The organism is Serratia sp. 22264, from assembly GCF_052045345.1.
Classification (GTDB): Bacteria; Pseudomonadota; Gammaproteobacteria; order Enterobacterales; family Enterobacteriaceae; genus Serratia; species Serratia plymuthica.
Map to the genome: position 1 here is coordinate 675305 of NZ_JBQEOY010000001.1, position 16565 is coordinate 691869.

16 protein-coding genes and 2 tRNA genes are annotated in these 16565 nt (G+C 56.8%); 11 read left to right on the forward strand and 7 right to left on the reverse strand.

From position 1 onward, the window contains the following. Nucleotides 1-35: 35 nt before the first annotated feature. Both ACTJJ1_RS03305 and ACTJJ1_RS03310 read right to left on the reverse strand, forming a co-directional pair. A complete protein-coding gene (locus ACTJJ1_RS03305) occupies nt 36-608 on the reverse strand; it encodes an SH3 domain-containing protein (protein ID WP_440832355.1) in 573 nt (190 codons plus the stop codon). A gap of 294 nt (nt 609-902) precedes the next feature. Further along, nucleotides 903-1649, reverse strand: a complete 747-nt coding sequence (locus tag ACTJJ1_RS03310) for an SDR family oxidoreductase (RefSeq protein ID WP_004943066.1) — start codon at nt 1647-1649, stop codon at nt 903-905. Nucleotides 1650-1749: 100 nt separating this feature from the next. On the opposite strand from ACTJJ1_RS03310, the gene ACTJJ1_RS03315 reads away from it, so the two are divergent. Continuing rightward, on the forward strand, nt 1750-2127 hold the full coding sequence (locus ACTJJ1_RS03315; protein WP_073439272.1) for a winged helix-turn-helix transcriptional regulator: 378 nt from the start codon (nt 1750-1752) through the stop codon (nt 2125-2127). Here the strand turns inward: ACTJJ1_RS03315 and ACTJJ1_RS03320 are convergent. Beyond that, nucleotides 2124-3029: a transporter substrate-binding domain-containing protein gene (locus tag ACTJJ1_RS03320; protein WP_004943069.1), complete on the reverse strand. Its 906-nt coding sequence runs from the start codon at nt 3027-3029 to the stop codon at nt 2124-2126. The genes ACTJJ1_RS03315 and ACTJJ1_RS03320 overlap by 4 nt on opposite strands. A 254-nt stretch (nt 3030-3283) precedes the next feature. On the opposite strand from ACTJJ1_RS03320, the gene hinT reads away from it, so the two are divergent. From hinT to ACTJJ1_RS03365, 9 genes are all read left to right on the forward strand, one after another. After that, nucleotides 3284-3634, forward strand: coding sequence for a purine nucleoside phosphoramidase (gene hinT / locus ACTJJ1_RS03325; protein WP_004943071.1), 351 nt, complete (start codon nt 3284-3286; stop codon nt 3632-3634). A 12-nt stretch (nt 3635-3646) separates the two neighbouring features. Continuing rightward, nucleotides 3647-4036 (forward strand): YcfL family protein, encoded by a 390-nt coding sequence (locus ACTJJ1_RS03330; RefSeq protein ID WP_004943072.1) that lies wholly within the window; start codon nt 3647-3649, stop codon nt 4034-4036. Nucleotides 4037-4065: 29 nt separating this feature from the next. Then, nucleotides 4066-4665 carry a penicillin-binding protein activator LpoB gene (lpoB, locus tag ACTJJ1_RS03335; protein WP_004943074.1) on the forward strand — a complete coding sequence of 200 codons (600 nt, stop codon included), beginning with the start codon at nt 4066-4068 and terminating at the stop codon, nt 4663-4665. Next, nucleotides 4646-5515 carry a phosphotransferase gene (locus ACTJJ1_RS03340; protein ID WP_440833593.1) on the forward strand — a complete coding sequence of 290 codons (870 nt, stop codon included), beginning with the start codon at nt 4646-4648 and terminating at the stop codon, nt 5513-5515. The genes lpoB and ACTJJ1_RS03340 overlap by 20 nt, the downstream gene beginning before the upstream one ends. 31 nt (nt 5516-5546) lie before the next feature. After that, nucleotides 5547-6566 (forward strand): beta-N-acetylhexosaminidase, encoded by a 1020-nt coding sequence (nagZ, locus tag ACTJJ1_RS03345; protein ID WP_041416882.1) that lies wholly within the window; start codon nt 5547-5549, stop codon nt 6564-6566. A 75-nt stretch (nt 6567-6641) separates the two neighbouring features. Then, the gene (gene ycfP, locus ACTJJ1_RS03350) at nt 6642-7184 is read left to right on the forward strand and encodes an alpha/beta hydrolase YcfP (protein WP_006324724.1); all 543 of its coding nucleotides are present in this window, start codon (nt 6642-6644) and stop codon (nt 7182-7184) included. A gap of 332 nt (nt 7185-7516) precedes the next feature. Continuing rightward, nucleotides 7517-8821 carry an NAD(P)/FAD-dependent oxidoreductase gene (locus tag ACTJJ1_RS03355; RefSeq protein ID WP_006324725.1) on the forward strand — a complete coding sequence of 435 codons (1305 nt, stop codon included), beginning with the start codon at nt 7517-7519 and terminating at the stop codon, nt 8819-8821. A gap of 361 nt (nt 8822-9182) precedes the next feature. Further along, nucleotides 9183-9719: a glycine zipper 2TM domain-containing protein gene (locus tag ACTJJ1_RS03360; protein WP_020438851.1), complete on the forward strand. Its 537-nt coding sequence runs from the start codon at nt 9183-9185 to the stop codon at nt 9717-9719. A 289-nt stretch (nt 9720-10008) separates the two neighbouring features. Beyond that, on the forward strand, nt 10009-10494 hold the full coding sequence (locus tag ACTJJ1_RS03365) for an RrF2 family transcriptional regulator (protein WP_006322456.1): 486 nt from the start codon (nt 10009-10011) through the stop codon (nt 10492-10494). 79 nt (nt 10495-10573) lie between these two features. On the opposite strand, the gene sdeB is transcribed toward ACTJJ1_RS03365, so the two are convergent. Together sdeB and ACTJJ1_RS03375 are read right to left on the reverse strand one after the other, a co-directional pair. Further along, nucleotides 10574-13717, reverse strand: coding sequence for a multidrug efflux RND transporter permease subunit SdeB (gene sdeB / locus ACTJJ1_RS03370; RefSeq protein ID WP_122289521.1), 3144 nt, complete (start codon nt 13715-13717; stop codon nt 10574-10576). 24 nt (nt 13718-13741) lie between these two features. Beyond that, entirely contained in the window at nt 13742-14944 is a 1203-nt protein-coding gene (locus tag ACTJJ1_RS03375; RefSeq protein WP_440832361.1) for an efflux RND transporter periplasmic adaptor subunit, read from the reverse strand. A 293-nt stretch (nt 14945-15237) separates the two neighbouring features. Here ACTJJ1_RS03375 and ACTJJ1_RS03380 point away from each other — a divergent pair, with 293 nt between their 5' ends. Continuing rightward, complete coding sequence (locus tag ACTJJ1_RS03380) at nt 15238-15594, forward strand: helix-turn-helix domain-containing protein (RefSeq protein ID WP_004943090.1); 357 nt, start codon at nt 15238-15240, stop codon at nt 15592-15594. Between the two features lie 214 nt (nt 15595-15808). Here the strand turns inward: ACTJJ1_RS03380 and ACTJJ1_RS03385 are convergent. Continuing rightward, a tRNA-Ser gene (locus tag ACTJJ1_RS03385) sits at nt 15809-15898 on the reverse strand. Between the two features lie 391 nt (nt 15899-16289). Next, nucleotides 16290-16379: transfer RNA gene (locus ACTJJ1_RS03390), tRNA-Ser, on the reverse strand. Between the last annotated feature and the right edge of the window lie 186 nt (nt 16380-16565).

Sequence of the window (16565 nt, forward strand, 5' to 3'; positions counted from 1 at the left end):
TTCCCTGGCCGGTATGACTCAATAATAGGCGGTTATTACACGCCGTAGCGTTTGTTTCCTCCCGAAGTGATGCAGTAACGCCCGCCTCGTGGGCCTATACATATTCTTCCTGACGAACAGGGGCATCCGGCAGCACTTTCCACGTTGCGCTTTGGCGTGGGCCGATATACAGGCTGCTTTGGGGCAGGTGTCTGGCGGCTTTTTTGATAGCACTTATCACCATGACACAAGGACTTTGTAGAAACCCATTGGCTCGATTGATTACCCGGCGTGATTTTTACCCAATTATCGCTCTCTTGGTAAATGGTGATACTTTGCCCACGTTTTAGGGACGTAATGACTTTACCGTTCGGTGCGTTTCGGACGTTGAGCCGATCGGCCGCTACATATTTAGTGGGTAAAACGGCATCATTTTGCGGTTGAGGGGGCTGTTCGCCGATATCTAATGCCTGATTGGCCGGCGGCGTATAAACATGGGCCGTTGAGGTGCCGGACTGCGACATCGACGTGTTTTTTTCTGATTTATTGTCAGATTTGAATGCAAACCAAAGAACGATGGCGGCGATTACCAGTATTCCTACGCCTTGATTATTCTTTTTGCTTGCCATCAGTTTTCACCATCCAAATTGGGTAAATACTAAGGCTAGACGCAGTTTAAGAACGCATCAATGAAAGGATATTTTATTATTATCATCTAATAATATTATTACTTAACTCACTGTTTGTTCCGTAACTTAATTTCACCGTCGGGTTCTCCCAACGGTGAATGATACCCTATAGCTTGCAAACTGCGGCCAGGCACCCAACTGGCTCATCCTCTGGCGCTGACTTGAGTCAGTCACTGGGGTGAGCGCATGCAGGTAACGACGCGCAGCTTGCAGGATGACGGGTATATAACGGTATTACAAATTGCCCACTCCGCCGTCAATCTGCAGCTCGGCCCCGACCATAAACGCGGATTCGTCAGAGGCGAGGAACACGGCCGCTTTCGCCAGTTCCAGCGGCGTGCCCATGCGGCCGATCGGCACCAGGGCACGGATGTCATCGCGCAGCGCTTGCTCATCCTCTTCTTTCAGGCCCAGCTTGCCCAATGCCGGTGTTTCGGTCGGGCCTGGGCTCAGGCCGTTGACCCGAATACCCCGCGGATGCAACTCACCGGAAAGCGTTCTGGCCAGCGACAGCAGGCCGGCCTTGCTGGCGGCGTAAACGCTGCTTAGCGGCAGGCCGATATGCGCGCTGACCGAGCCGCACAGAATAATCGAGGCCGGATTCGCCAAGAGTGGCAGCAGCGCCTGAATCAAGAAAAATGGCCCTTTGAGGTTGATGTCCATCAGCCGCTGATAGCTCTGCTCATCCCATTGCTGCAGCGGAAGGTGAGTGACGTCACCGGCGTTGATATACAGCGCGTCAAGGCGCGGCCAGTGGCTGGTCAACTGTTGCGCTAAAGCTTGCTGTTGGCGGATATCCCCGGCGTCACTGCGCAACAGCAGCACGTCGCCCAGCGCTTTCCCCGCTGCGTCGAGGCCGCTTTGGCTGCGGCCGGTGATCGCCACGGTGGCGCCTTCGGCAATAAACTGGCGTGCGGTTTCCAGACCAATCCCGCTGGTGCCGCCGGTGATCAACGCGTATTTACCTTTAAGTCGCGACATAGCCTGCCTCCTGTTTTCCGTTGGTAGCGCCATTATTTGCGCTATAGTATCTTTTGCATAGTAGGCACCTTTTGGATACTAAGGGGCGAGGTGGGATGAAATGACGACAGCGGCGCTTTCGACAGCGGAAAAAAATTTAACGGCATTGCCGGCAGCGGACGCACCTTGCCCTATGGTGGGGTTTGTGAATCTGGTGGCGGGGAAATGGGCGATCCCGATCCTCTACAGGCTGATCATGATCGACGGCCCGGTGCGCTTCAGTGAGTTGCAGCGCGCGGTGGCGCCGATCGCCCAGAAAGAGCTGACGCGTCAACTGCGGCAGTTCGAACAGCGCGGCCTGGTTACGCGGCAGGTATTTCCGGAAGTCCCGCCGCGCGTTGAATACCGGATTACGGCGCTGGGCACATCCCTGCGCCCGACGCTGGACTCGCTGGCCGAGTGGATGCGTGCGCATGCACCGCAATTGAACGCTGACTAATCGCCGATCCCCGGCGGGTTGATGGTGGAACGCTCGACCTTTTCATCATGTTCGCCCCAACGGTCCAGCACCTGCGCGTATTCGCCGCTGACGATCACCCCATTAATGGCAGCGTTAATGGCGGCAACCAGGCCGTTATCTTTTTTGGTAGTCACCGCTACGTAGGCGACATTAGGGCCGATGCCGACCATTTTGGTTCTGCCGGTTAGCGCTGCTTTATAGGCACCGGTAGAGTGGGGGCCAAAGAAAGCGTCGGCGCGCCCGGACTGAATGCTCAGGTTGGCGGCGGCGTCATCGGTGACATAAATCGGTTGCACCGGCGCCAGGCCGTTGGCGCGGTTCTGTTTATCCCAACCGAGCAGGATGTTTTCCTGATTCGTACCGGAACCGACAATAATCCGCAGCCCGGCAACGTCCGCCGGCCGGTTGATGGAGGCGATCTTGCTGGTGGATTTCACATAGAAACCCAGCGTATCTACGCGGTATGTGGCGAAATCAAATTTGGTTTTCCGCAGCTTGGTGACGGCAATATTAAAAATGGCGGCATCGTACTTGCCGGAAGTAATGCCAAGCGGCCAGTCCTCCCAGGAGGTGGGCACAAGATTCAGTTCCAGCCCCAGGCTGTCCGCCACCAGTTGCGCGATATCCGGGTCGCTGCCGATCAAGGTTTTATTGTCTTCGGCAAACAGCGCCAGCGGCGGGGAGTTTTCAGACGCCACCGCTACGGTTAACTTGCCCGGTACGGCAAAATGGTAATTCGCCGGGATCAAGGCGACGGCCGCCGGGTTTTTGAGCGTGCGTATATGTTGCTGATTGGCCTGCAGATCGATAATGTTTTTGCTTTCCGCCTGGGCCGCACCGCACAGCAGCAGCACGCCCAGCGCCAGGGTTTTGAGTGGCATGGTGTTTTCTATCCTTTGCTAATCATAGAGTTACTATTGGCGGCGGCCGCGGGCAAGTAAAGCAACAATAGTGAATAACCAAAGTGAAAAAAATCAGATGATTGCCGCAGTGATCTAATGGCAGAGGCATGGCTAGCCTGGCAGGTTGCCTGATTCTGCATCACTCGACGCGATAAGTGCGCAATCAGGTTGAAAGCAGTAGAATTTGTCACTCATACTGCGTACAGATTATTTTCCTCAACAAGGAATGCCAGATGGCCGAAGAAACGATTTTCAGTAAAATTATCCGCCGTGAAATCCCTGCTGATGTGGTCTACCAGGACGAACTGGTCACCGCATTCCGTGATATCTCACCTCAGGCTCCGACCCATATTCTGATCATCCCCAATGTCTTGATCCCAACGGTAAACGACGTAACCGCAGAGCACGAAGCGGCGCTGGGTCGCATGATCACCGCCGCGGCGAAAATTGCCGAACAGGAAGGCATCGCCGAAGACGGCTATCGCCTGATTGTTAATTGCAATCGCCATGCCGGCCAGGAGGTCTATCATATTCATATGCACCTGGTCGGTGGCCGTTCGTTGGGGCCGCTGCTGTCACGCTAACCGAGGTCAATCATGCGCTATAGCAAAACCCTGCGTTGTCTGATGGCGCTGGCGTTACCCGCCGCAATGCTGATGGGCTGCAGCAATCGGCCCGGCATTGCGGTTAACGAGCGGCAGGCGGTGGTGATGGATTCGCCGGTGCTTACCGCAGGTATCGTGGCCGATAACCCGTCGATTAAGGATGCCTCCGGGCGCGTGATGGCCACTTCGGTGCTCAGCAACAACCAACCGACGCCGGTAACTGTGCATTACCGATTCTACTGGTATGACAATCAGGGGCTGGATATTCGGCCCTTTGAAGAGCCGCGCACCGTTACTGTTGCGCCAAATTCAGACGCTGAAATTTACTCGATTAACGGCAATCTCGATGCCAAGCGTGTGCGTCTGTATCTATTCTTGTAAGCTCTTGCTTTAGTTGTTGGAGAGGGATAATGAAAAAGTATCTAGTTGTCGCACTGGCCGCGTTGACGTTAAGCGGCTGTTTGTCACGTCCCCCAGAGCCTGAACAGCCACCGGCCACCGTTGAGCCGGCCAAACCGCCGGTGGTGGTAGAGCCGCAGCCGCAGCCGCAACCTCAGCCGCCCATTGGCGAGCAGGTACCGCAACCGCCAAAAATCCAGCAACTTGACTGGCTGAGCAGCGTGCAACCGTTGGTGAACCAGATGCTGAAAGCCGATGGCGTCAACCCGGGCAGCGTGCTGCTGCTGGACAGCGTGAAGAACAACACCAACGGCTCATTGCAAACCGCTAAAGCCACCTCCGCGTTGCACAAGGCGCTGGCATCGAACCAAACCTTCTCCGTCGTGCCGGAAGCGCAACTGGCGACCGCCAAGCAGACGCTGGGCCTGTCGGCGGATGACAGCCTGGGGTCGCGCAGCAAGGCCATTGGTCTGGCGCGTATCGTCAGCGCACAGTACGTGTTGTACAGCGATGTTAGCGGCGACGTGAAGTCTCCAACGCTGGATATGCAGTTGATGCTGGTACAAACCGGTGAAATCGTTTGGTCAGGCAATGGCGCCGTTACCCGCTGAGACCGCGCTGCGAAGGCTGATTGAGAACGAACTGCCGGCGGTGAAAACCGCCGGTTGTCGTTTCAGCCCGGTGCAGGGGCTGACCGGCGAAAGTTGGCGCATTGACGGTGGGGGCGTGCAATTGTTGGCGCGCCAGCAAAGCGCAGAGAAAACGGCGCTCGGCGTGAGCCGGCGGCGAGAGGCGCGTGTGTTGCGCCGTGCAGGCGAAGGCCTGGGTCCGCAGGTTTTAGCGCAGAACAATCAATGGATTATCCTGGAATGGCTGGCTGGTGACGTTGTCACTGAGGCGCGTTTTACGCGCCTGAATCAGCACGGCGAGCTGGCGCGATGGGTTACCCGTTTGCACCGTCGGCCGCTCAGCGGTTATCCGTTGAACCTGCATAACCAGTTTGCCCGTTACTGGCAGCAGTTGGATCGTCGGCGTTTGACGCCTGCCTGGCTGCGGCTGCATCAGCGCTTCTTGCAAGCCCGGCTGCCGTCTCCGCTGAAAATAGCCCCGCTGCATATGGATATCCATCCGGGCAATTTGATTGCACAGGGCGAAAGAGTACGGCTGATTGACTGGGAGTACGCCGCCGACGGTGACATCGCACTGGAGATTGCTGCGCTGTTTCGCAGCAACGCGTGGTCTGCGGCCAATCAGCAGCATTTTTTGCAGCACTATTCCCAACAGGGCTATAACGACTTGCCGCTGCTGAGCACGCAGGTGCAGCGCTGGTTGCCGTGGGTGGATTACCTGATGCTGTTATGGTTTGAAGTGCGCTGGCAACAAACCGGCGATAGCGAATTTTTACGCTGGGGCGCAGTGCAGCGCCGGCGTTTTTGTTTATCATCCCCATGTTCTGAATGAATAATGAAGTGAGGTGGCCGTGGGCCCAGTAATGTTAGATGTCGCCAGCTATGAGCTGGATGCCGAAGAACGTGAGATTTTAAAACACCCGCTGGTCGGCGGACTGATCCTGTTCACCCGCAACTTCCACGATGCGCAGCAGCTGCGTGAATTGGTGCGCCAAATCCGCGAGGCTTCCCACGATCGGCTGGTGGTGGCGGTGGATCAGGAAGGCGGGCGCGTCCAGCGCTTCCGCGAGGGGTTCACTCGCCTGCCGGCGGCGCAGTCGTTCGCCGCATTGAACGATGCCCCTGAGGGCGGGCGTCTGGCGCAGGAGGCCGGCTGGCTGATGGCGGCGGAAATGATCGCGCAGGATATCGACATCAGCTTTGCGCCGGTGCTGGATATCGGTCACGTCAGCGCGGCGATTGGCGAACGCTCATTCCACAGCGATCCGCAACAGGCGCTGGCAATGGCCGAGCGTTTTATCCTGGGTATGCACAGCGCCGGGATGAAAACCACCGGCAAGCATTTCCCCGGCCATGGCGCCGTCAGTGCAGATTCACATAAAGAAACCCCGCGCGACCCACGCCCGCTGGCGCAGATCCGTGAGCATGACATGGCGATCTTCCGTGAATTGATCAACCGTCAGTTGCTGGACGCCGTGATGCCGGCGCACGTCATCTATACTGAAGCGGACCCGCGTCCGGCCAGCGGTTCGCCATACTGGCTGCAACAAATCCTGCGCCAGGAGCTGGGCTTTGACGGCGTTATCTTCTCCGACGATCTGTCGATGGAAGGGGCTGCCATCATGGGCAGTTACGCTGAGCGCGGTCAGGCGTCGCTGGATGCCGGCTGTGACATGATCCTGGTGTGTAATAACCGTCAGGGGGCGGTCAGCGTGCTGGATAACCTGTCCCCGGTCAAAGCAGACCGGGTGAAGCGGTTATATCATCGCGGTCAGTTCACCCGTCAGGAATTGCGTGATTCTGCGCGTTGGCAGCAGGCGCACAAAGAGCTGAGCGCGCTCAGCGAACGCTGGGAAGAGCATAAGCAGCAGAGTGCCGGGTGAACCCAGGGCGTCGTAATGCGGCGTAGTAAATGATGAGGGCTGCGGCGCGGCCCTCGGCTTGTTGCGAGGATCCACATGATTATCTATTTGCATGGCTTCGATTCCACCAGTCCCGGCAATCATGAAAAGGTTTTACAACTGCAGTTCATTGATCCGGACGTGCGTTTTATCAGCTACAGCACCTTGCACCCACGCCATGATATGCAGCATCTATTGAAAGAGGTGGACAAGGCGGTTCAGCAGGAAGGGGATAAGCATCCGCTGATCTGCGGGGTGGGGCTGGGCGGTTTCTGGGCCGAACGCATCGGTTTCCTGTGCGGCATCCGGCAGGCGATCTTTAACCCTAATCTGTATCCTGAAGAACATATGCACGGCAAAATCGACCGGCCGGAAGAGTACCGCGATATCGCCACCAAATGTGTCGAGGATTTCCGCGAGAAAAACCGCGATCGCTGCCTGGTCGTGCTTTCCCGCCAGGATGAGGTGCTGGACAGCCAGCGCAGTGCAGAACTGTTGCACAAGTACTACGAAATCGTCTGGGATGAGCAACAGACCCACAAGTTCAAAAATATCTCGCCGCACCTGCAACGCATCAAGGCGTTCAAGAGCCTGCTTTAACAGTTTCATAACGCCTGACGCCGCCGCAACGATTGCTTTTTATCGGCAAGAGTTGCGGCATTTTTTGTCAAAAAAGCCCCGTTTTGCCCGCCCGGCGGCAAAATTTAAAACTGTGACGCAGCGCTAACTATTTGAATCACAATCCTCAAAAACTCCTCTCGTCCAGCCTTTAACCAAAAAAGTTTGATGCACATCAATTTTGGTATTACCAAATAACCTCACATGCTATTCTGGCTTTAGATAGCAGGTTTATTTTAAGCGAACCCTATGTATTCTAAGGATATTATTTATTTACCCTTGGATAACAATTGGTTCACATTTAGGGGGTTATTTTGACAACGCCAAAGAAAAAAATCGTTATTGTCGGCGGTGGCGCCGGTGGCCTGGAACTGGCGACCAGTCTGGGCCATAAACTCGGCCGCAAGCACAAAGCCGAGATCACGCTGGTGGACCGTAACCACAGCCATCTGTGGAAACCGTTGCTGCATGAAGTAGCAACCGGTTCCCTTGATGACGGCGTGGACGCGCTGAGCTACCTGGCGCATGCACGTAATCACAATTTCAGCTTCCAACTGGGATCGCTGACCAACATTAACCGTGAAACGCAAACGCTGCAGTTGGCGCAAATCTGCGACGAGCAGGGTGAAGAACTGGTGCCAGAGCGCGAGTTGTCTTATGACATTCTGGTCATGGCACTGGGCAGCACCTCGAACGATTTCGGTACCGCAGGCGTAAAAGATAACTGTATCTTCCTGGATAACCCGCATCAGGCACGCCGTTTCCACAATGAAATGCTGAACCTGTTCCTGAAATTCTCGGCGCAACCGGGGCAGAAAGAGCGAGTGAACATCGCCATCGTCGGCGGCGGCGCCACCGGCGTGGAGCTGTCCGCCGAGCTGCACAATGCGGTAAAACAGTTGCACAGCTATGGTTTCGAAGGCCTGGACAACAGCGCGTTGAACGTGACTCTGGTCGAGGCGGGCGAGCGCATTCTGCCTGCGTTGCCGCCGCGTATTTCCGCCGCTGCACACCAGGAATTGAACAAACTGGGCGTGCGCGTACTGACCAACACCATGGTCACCAGTGCGGATGCCAAGGGCCTGAATACCAAGGGCGGCGAATTTATCGATGCCGATCTGATGGTATGGGCGGCCGGCATCAAGGCGCCGGACTTTATGAAGGACATCGCCGGGCTGGAAACCAACCGCATTAATCAACTGGTGGTGGAACCGACGCTGCAGACCACGCGCGATCCGAACATTTTCGCCATCGGCGACTGCGCCTCCTGCCCGAAAGAAGGCGGCGGTTTTGTGCCGCCACGCGCCCAATCGGCGCACCAGATGGCGTCACGCTGCTTCACCAACATTCTGGCGTTGATGAGCGGCCAAGCGCTGAAGCCATACGTGTATAAAGACCACGGTTCTCTGGTCTCGCTGTCCCGCTTCAGCACCGTCGGTAGCCTGATGGGTAACCTGATGCGCGGTTCGATGATGGTAGAAGGGCGTATTGCGCGCTTCGTCTATATCTCGCTGTACCGCATGCATCAGGTCGCACTGCATGGCTACATCAAAACCGGCCTGATGATGCTGGTTGGCGGCATTAACCGGGTGATCCGCCCGCGTTTGAAAATGCACTGACAGCCGCAGTTATCGACTCGCCCACGCCGGTTCGCCCGCGTGGGTTTTTTTATGCCGACGCGCAGGCAGCATCGGTGGTTGCGGGGTCAATGGCCAGCACGAAATTTCGTCGGCATGGGTAAAATTCTTAAGATTCCTCCTAAACACCGGTGAGAAGCGGGGTTTCCAGCATCTTTGGTCACATTGTCTTATTGCGGGGCTCTGGAACATTGTGCAGACTTTACCTCGTTTACAGACGGCGCGTCGCGCACGCCGTAAACCGGGATACCCTTTGCCGCCCATGCGCAAAATAATAAGCGCGGCGCAATGTCGGTAGCGTTCCCGGTACAAATGCGTGGTAACACTTTCAGGAGGATTTCCTGTGAACAAGTCAATGTTAGCCGGTGTTGGGATTGGTGTTGCAGCCGCTCTGGGTATTGCCGCGGTTGCCAGCATGGATGTGTTTTCTTCTGGTCCGCAATTTGCGCAGGTGCTCGCTGCCACGCCGATCAAAGAAACCATCAAAACCCCGCGTCAGGAATGCCGCAATGTGACCGTCACTCACCGTGCGCCCGTGCAGGATGAAAACCGCATTGCCGGTTCGGTGTTGGGTGCGGTAGCCGGTGGCGTGATTGGCCACCAGTTCGGCGGCGGTCGCGGTCGTGACGTTGCGACAGTGGTTGGCGCGCTGGGCGGCGGTTATGCCGGTAATCAGGTGCAGGGGGCAATGCAAAATAACGACACTACCACCAGCACACAACAGCGTTGCAAAACGGTTTACGACAAATCACAGAAAATGCTGGGTTACGATGTGACCTACAAGATTGGCAATCAGCAGGGCAAGATCCGTATGGATCACGATCCCGGCACCCAGATCCCGCTGGATAAAAGCGGCCAACTGGTGCTGAACAAGGCCTGATCACAGTTTAAGAATTAAACCCGCGGACAGTGTTAGTTCTGATCGTTTAACGCAGTTAAGCGAGCGGCATTAATATTGACGCGGGTTTCTGCTTTATTCCGCCGCCGCTTTACGTCGAGCCGGCATCAACGGCATCTTTTACGCTAATGTATCCGTGCGATTTCCCAGGGCATAACTTCAATAATGCGGCAATATTTGTTATATTATTGTGCAATTGAGCGGGTGTTATGGCGTGATGCCGCACCGGCCAAGCCTGAGATTTTGGTCTCCTGGAGACAGAGATAAAGACATGCTAGATTTCCGCTTTCCGACAGCATTGCAAATGGTACTTAGCGTAGCCTTGGCTGAAAAGCAGGGCCTGCGTTCGACCAGCGCGATCCTTGCCGCCGGTCTGGAAGCCAACCCCAGTTTCATCCGCAAGCTGATGGTGCCCTTGACCAAAAATGGCATTATCGTTTCCACTTTGGGCCGTAACGGCTCGATTCACCTTGGCCGCCCTGTGGAAGAGATCACCCTGCGTGATATCTATTTGTCCGTCATTGACGATAAACGCATCTGGGCTGCGCGGCCGGAAGGGCCTGCGCGTTGTCTGGTCAGCGCCAATGCCTGCTGGTATTTCAAGTCGGTAGTGAATGAGGCGGAAGAGGCATCGCTGGCAGTGCTGGAGCGCCACACGGTTGCGGATGCGTTGGCCGAGCTGGAGCGTGGCGATAAACGTAGCTGCGCGGAATACGTGGCGGAAACGGCGAAACTCGCGGAAGCTGCGGATAAATAATCTGCGGTGTTGATGCAAAGAGAAAGGTCGGGCTGAGCCCGACCTTTTTTTATGCCTGCCGCGGCCGGCAGGCGAACTTTTATGCCGTTTGCTGCGGTGCTTTACGCGTCACCATGCGGCGTAGGGTCACGTAGAACACCGGCGTCAGGAATAACCCGAACAGCGTCACGCCCAGCATGCCGGCAAACACCGTGATACCGGTCACTCCGCGCACTTCGGCACCGGCGCCGTGGCCCAGAATCAACGGGATAGTACCGGCAATAAAGGCGATGGAGGTCATTACGATCGGTCGTAACCGCAGGCGGCAGGCTTCCAGCGCCGCTTCCATAATGCTTTTGCCCTGCAACTCAAGCTCGCGGGCGAACTCGACGATCAAAATGGCGTTCTTACAGGCCAGCCCCATCAACACCACCAGTCCCACCTGCACGAACACGTTGTTGTCACCGCCGGTCAGCCAGACGCCAAACAGTGCCGACAACATGGTCATCGGTACGATGAGGATCACCGCCAGCGGCAGCGTCCAGCTTTCGTACAGCGCGGCCAGCGCCAGGAACGCCAGCAGCACGGCTACCGGGAACACGATAATCGCCGCATTGCCCTGGGTCGACTGCTGGTAGCTCAGATCGGTCCACTGGATGTTCATGCCGTTCGGCAACAGCTTGGCGGCCATCGCCGTCAGTTCGCTCATGGCCTGCGTAGACGACAGGATGCGCGGATCGGCATCGCCAATCAGGTCCGCCGCCGGGAAGCCGTTATAACGGATCACCGGGTCTGGCCCGTAGGTGGTACTGATATTGACCATGCTGCCAATCGGCACCATTTCACCCTTGTCGTTGCGGGTGCGCAGGTTGGCGATATCCTCCACGCTGTCGCGGAATTGACCGTCGGCCTGCGCGATGACTTGCCAGGTGCGGCCATAGCGGTTGAAGTCATTGATGTAAGACGAACCCAAATAAGTCTGCAGCGTGCCGAACAGCGCGTTGAGCGGCACGCCCTGCGCCTTGGCCTTATCGCGGTCGATTTTCGCTTCCAGCTGCGGCACGTTGGCCTGATAAGACGAGATCGGGAAACTCATGCCCGGCGTTTGCATGATGCTGCCCGACAGGGTATTGATCGCGGTTTGCAGCGCGCCATATCCGAGACCGGCGCGATCCTGGACATACAGCGAATAACCGGAACCCTGTCCGATACCGAGGATTGGCGGCGGCATGATCGAGAAGGCGAACCCTTCCTGAATCTGCGAGATGCGTGCATTGATCTCGGCGTTGATCTGCGCCGCGCTGCGAGTGCGGGTGCTTAAAGATTCAAGCGCGAAGAACACGGTGCCGGTATTGGGCGTATTGGTAAATTGCAATGCATTCAGCCCCGGGAAGGCTACCGCGTCCGTCACTCCGTCGACGCTCAGGCCGATGGCGCTCATTTTACGGATCACCGCATCGGTGCGTTCCAGCGACGCCCCCTCCGGCATTTTCACTCCGCCAATCAGATAAAGCTTATCCTGCGTCGGGATAAATCCGCCAGGCACGGTTTTAAACATTACGCCCGCGGCGCACAACAACAGTACGTACACCACGAACACCGCGCCGCGTTTGCCGAGCGCTCGGGAAACCCCGCGCTGATAGCGCTGTGAGCTGTTGGCAAAGAAGCGGTTGAACGGGCGGAACAGCCAACCGAACAGCCGGTCGATCAGGCGCGATGGCATGTCCTTCGGTGCGCCGTGCGGTTTCAGCAGCAATGCCGCCAGCGCCGGCGACAGGGTCAGCGAGTTGATGGCCGAAATCACGGTCGAAATGGCGATGGTGACGGCAAACTGCTTATAAAACTGGCCGGTGACGCCGGACAAAAATGCCATCGGCACGAACACCGCGCACAGTACCACCGCGATGGCGATGATCGGCCCGGACACTTCGCGCATCGCCTGATGCGCCGCCGCCAGCGGCGATAAACCTTCCTCGATATTACGCTCGACGTTTTCCACCACCACGATGGCGTCATCGACCACGATACCGATCGCCAGCACCAGCCCGAACAGGCTGAGCGTATTGAGCGAGAAGCCCAGCAGGTACAGCGCGGCGAAGGTACCGACGATGGAAATAGGCACCGCCAGCAGCGGGATGATCGAGGCACGCCAGGTTTGCAGGAACAGGATCACCACCAGCACCACCAGCAGCACCGCTTCGAGCAGGGTATCTACCACCGCGCGGATCGAATCGCGGACGAACACCGTCGGGTCGTACGGCGATTTCCAGCTCATGCCATCCGGGAAGCGGGTCGACAGTTCGGCCATTTTGGCCCGTACCGCATCGGACAGCTCGATGGCGTTAGCGCCAGGCGCCTGGAAAATACCGATCCCGACGGCATCCTTGTTATTGAGTTGGGCGCGCAACGCATAGCTGCCGGACCCCATTTCAATGCGCGCCACGTCGCGCAGGCGCACTATCTCGCCGTTGTCGCCGCTCTTGAGGATAATATTGCCGAACTCTTCCTCGGTTTGCAGGCGGCCCTGGGCGTTAATGGAAAGCAGATAATCGCTGCGGTTCGGCATCGGCTCTGCACCCAGTTGGCCGGCGGAAACCTGCACGTTCTGTTCTTGCATGGCGGTGACCACGTCAGAAGCGGTCAGCCCGCGCGAGGCGACCTTATTCGGATCCAGCCAGACGCGCATGGCGTATTCACCGGCGCCGAAAATCTGCACCTGGCCGACGCCCGGCAGGCGGGCCAACTCATCTTTGACCTTCAGGGTGGCGTAGTTACGCAGATACAGTGAATCGTATTTACCGGAAGGGGAAACCAGATGCACCACCAGCGTCAGGGCCGGGGACTGCTTCTGCGTGGTTACCCCTTGGCGGCGCACGTCTTCAGGCAGGCGTGCTTCGGCTTGCGCCACGCGGTTTTGCACCTGCACCTGCGCCTGATCGGGGTCGGTTCCCGGGCGGAAGGTAACGGTGGTTACCAGCACGCCGTCAGAGCCGGCCACCGATTTCATGTACATCATGTGTTCGACGCCGTTAATTGCCTCTTCCAGCGGCGTGGCCACCGTTTCGGCAATCTCTTTCGGGTTGGCGCCTGGGTACTGGGCGCGCACTTGCACGCTTGGGGGCACTACGTCCGGGTATTCGCTGATCGGCAATAGCGGGATCGCAATAACGCCACCGACGAAAATCAGGATCGACAGCACCGCGGCAAAGATCGGCCGGTCGATGAAAAAGCGGGAAAAATCCATGGGTCAGGGTTCTCTGCTGGTGGCTTAGTTGACTGCGGAAACGGGAGCGTTGGCTGCCATCACGACGGTTTTCGCATTGACCGGCATCCCTGACATAAACACTTTCTGCATGCCGTCGACGATCACCCGATCGCCCGCCGCCAGGCCTTTCTGCACGATGCGCAATCCATCCGCCACCCGGCCCACTTCGATATCGCGCCGCTGTGCCTTGCCGTCCTTATCGACGACATAAACGAATTTGCGGTCCTGATCGGTCATCACCGATTTATCGTCGATCAGCATGGCGTTGAACTCGGCGCTGCCGGGCATCTGCACCCGCGCAAACAGCCCTGGGGTGAAGCGGCGCTCGTGGTTTTCGAGTTGGGCGCGCATGCGAATGGTGCCGGTGCCGGCATTCAGCTGGTTATCGGTAAAATCGACAACGCCCTGATGCGGATAACCTTCTTCGCCCACCAGGCCGACCTTGACCGGTAACTTCGCCTGCGGATTCTGGCTGCGTTGGCCATCGCGAGCCATATTCTGGTAACGCAAGAAAGTGGCTTCGTCGACGTCGAAATAAACATAAACTTTATCTAGCGACACCAGCGTAGTGAGCACGCTGGCGCTGTCCCCGGTGGTGACCAGGTTACCTGCGGTGATCATGGCGCGGCTGGCACGCCCGTCGATCGGCGCGGTCACGCGGGTAAAATCGAGATTCAGCTGCGCGATATCAAGCTGGGCCTGGGCCGCCAGCACGTTGCTCTGTGCCTGTGCGGCGGAGGAGCGGCGCTGTTCCCATACCTCGGTCGAGATCGCTTGGGTGCCGATCAGTTTTTCGGTACGACTGGATTCACTGCGGGCCAACGCCGCCTGATTACGTGCCCGCACCAGTTCGGCCTGAGCCTGTTCGCGGGCGGCGCGGTAGGTACGATCGTCGATGGTGAACAGTACCTGACCTTTTTTAACCTCATCGCCTTCGGTGTAATTCACCTTATCGATATAGCCGGAAACCCGCGGGCGTAGCTGAACGCTTTGCACCGCTTCGATCCGGCCGTTAAAGGCATCCCACTGGCTGATGGGTTTTATTACCACGTTAGCGGCGCTGACGGCCGGTGGCGGGGGAGCTGCATTTTGAGCGACGCTGTTGTCGCAACCAGCAAGCAGGGCGACCAGCAGCGCTACTGCTGAAAGACGCGCGCTGAAACCGATGCTATGAGCGTTAAACAATGAGTTTGGCTGGCTTGGCATTATTTTTATTCCATGGGTGAGCGCGGTCAGGCCATACACCCGGCCCTGTTATCCGGGTAACGTCCCTGGCCTGTGACCGGCGGCAGAGCGGTTGCGTCGTTCATCGGCACAACGTTAGTTTTTGAAACACATTGTTGTCACATTAATGTATTAATATCGGTTACATTAACGGATGGATTATAGAAGCGCCTGTCGAATAAATGCAATAATAAAAATTGCATTTAATGCGAAACTGCTGCAACGTAGTGATATCGGGCAGCGGATTTACCTGCCAATGTCATGGGAGCGTCAGCATGAACAGCACGGGTTTTATTACCGATTTGATTGAGTGGATTGACAACAATCTGGAAGAGAAGCTGGATATCAACACCGTAGCGGACCGCGCGGGGTATTCCAAATGGCACCTGCAGCGCATGTTCAAACGCCAGACCGGCTACGCGTTGGGGGAGTATATCCGCATGCAGAAACTGAAAGTTTCCGCAGAGCGCCTGGCCAACAGCGGCGAGCCTATCGTCAGCGTGGCGATATCACTCGGCTTTGACTCGCAGCAATCCTTCAATCGCAGTTTTAAACGCCAATTCGGCCAGACTCCGGGCGACTGGCGCCGTGCTGTGATGCAGCCGCAGATCGCCGCCAGTCGCGCACACTGAGGCGGATCGCAGACAACAAAAAAGCCTGAACTTGCGTTCAGGCTTTTTCATAAAATATGGCGGGAGGGAGGGCTTGATTCGCTGCGGGCCGCCTTTGGCGGTCCAAAACGCGATGCGTTTTGTCAAACCCTGTCGAGGCTTCTCACCCCTCTCGAAGGGGGATTTATAAAAGCAAAAAAGCCTGGACGCGAATCCAGGCTTTCTCTTCAGAATATGGCGGTGAGGGAGGGGTTCGAACCCTCGATACACTTACGCGTATACACACTTTCCAGGCGTGCTCCTTCAGCCACTCAGACACCTCACCGTATTTTTTCGTTGCGTACTCTCTGGTGCAACGGGGCGCTACTATAGGGAGTGGGGGCGAACCGGTCAAGCAGAATTTCTGCGTTTCGGCGCGTCCGCTCACGTGCTGCTCAGTTTGTCGAAAACTGCGGCAAACCCTGTGGACGGTCTGGTCTGCGGGCATTTTACCTGTATTGCGGGCAACAAAAAAGCCTGGATGCGAATCCAGGCTTTCTCTTTAGAATATGGCGGTGAGAGAGGGCTTGATTCGCTGCGCTCACCCTAGGGGCCGCCTTTGGCGGTCCAAAACGCATGCGTTTTGTCAAACCCTGTCGAGGCTTCTCACCCCTCTCTGCGGGGATTTATAAAAGCAAAAAAGCCTGGACGTTAATCCAGGCTTTCTCTTTAGAATATGGCGGTGAGAGAGGGGTTCGAACCCTCGATACACTTACGCGTATACACACTTTCCAGGCGTGCTCCTTCAGCCACTCAGACACCTCACCGTTTTGTAGCATCGCTAACGCATTGCGCTGTCGACGGGCGCTAATGTAGGAGAATCTGATCCCAGCGTCAACCCTCTTGTGACATAACAATGACTGTTTAGCTAAAGTTGCAGCAATTTGCTGATTTCCCGAGCGATAAGCCGCTGCCCAATGCGTACCCGAGGGATAGTAACGATGCTAAATTAT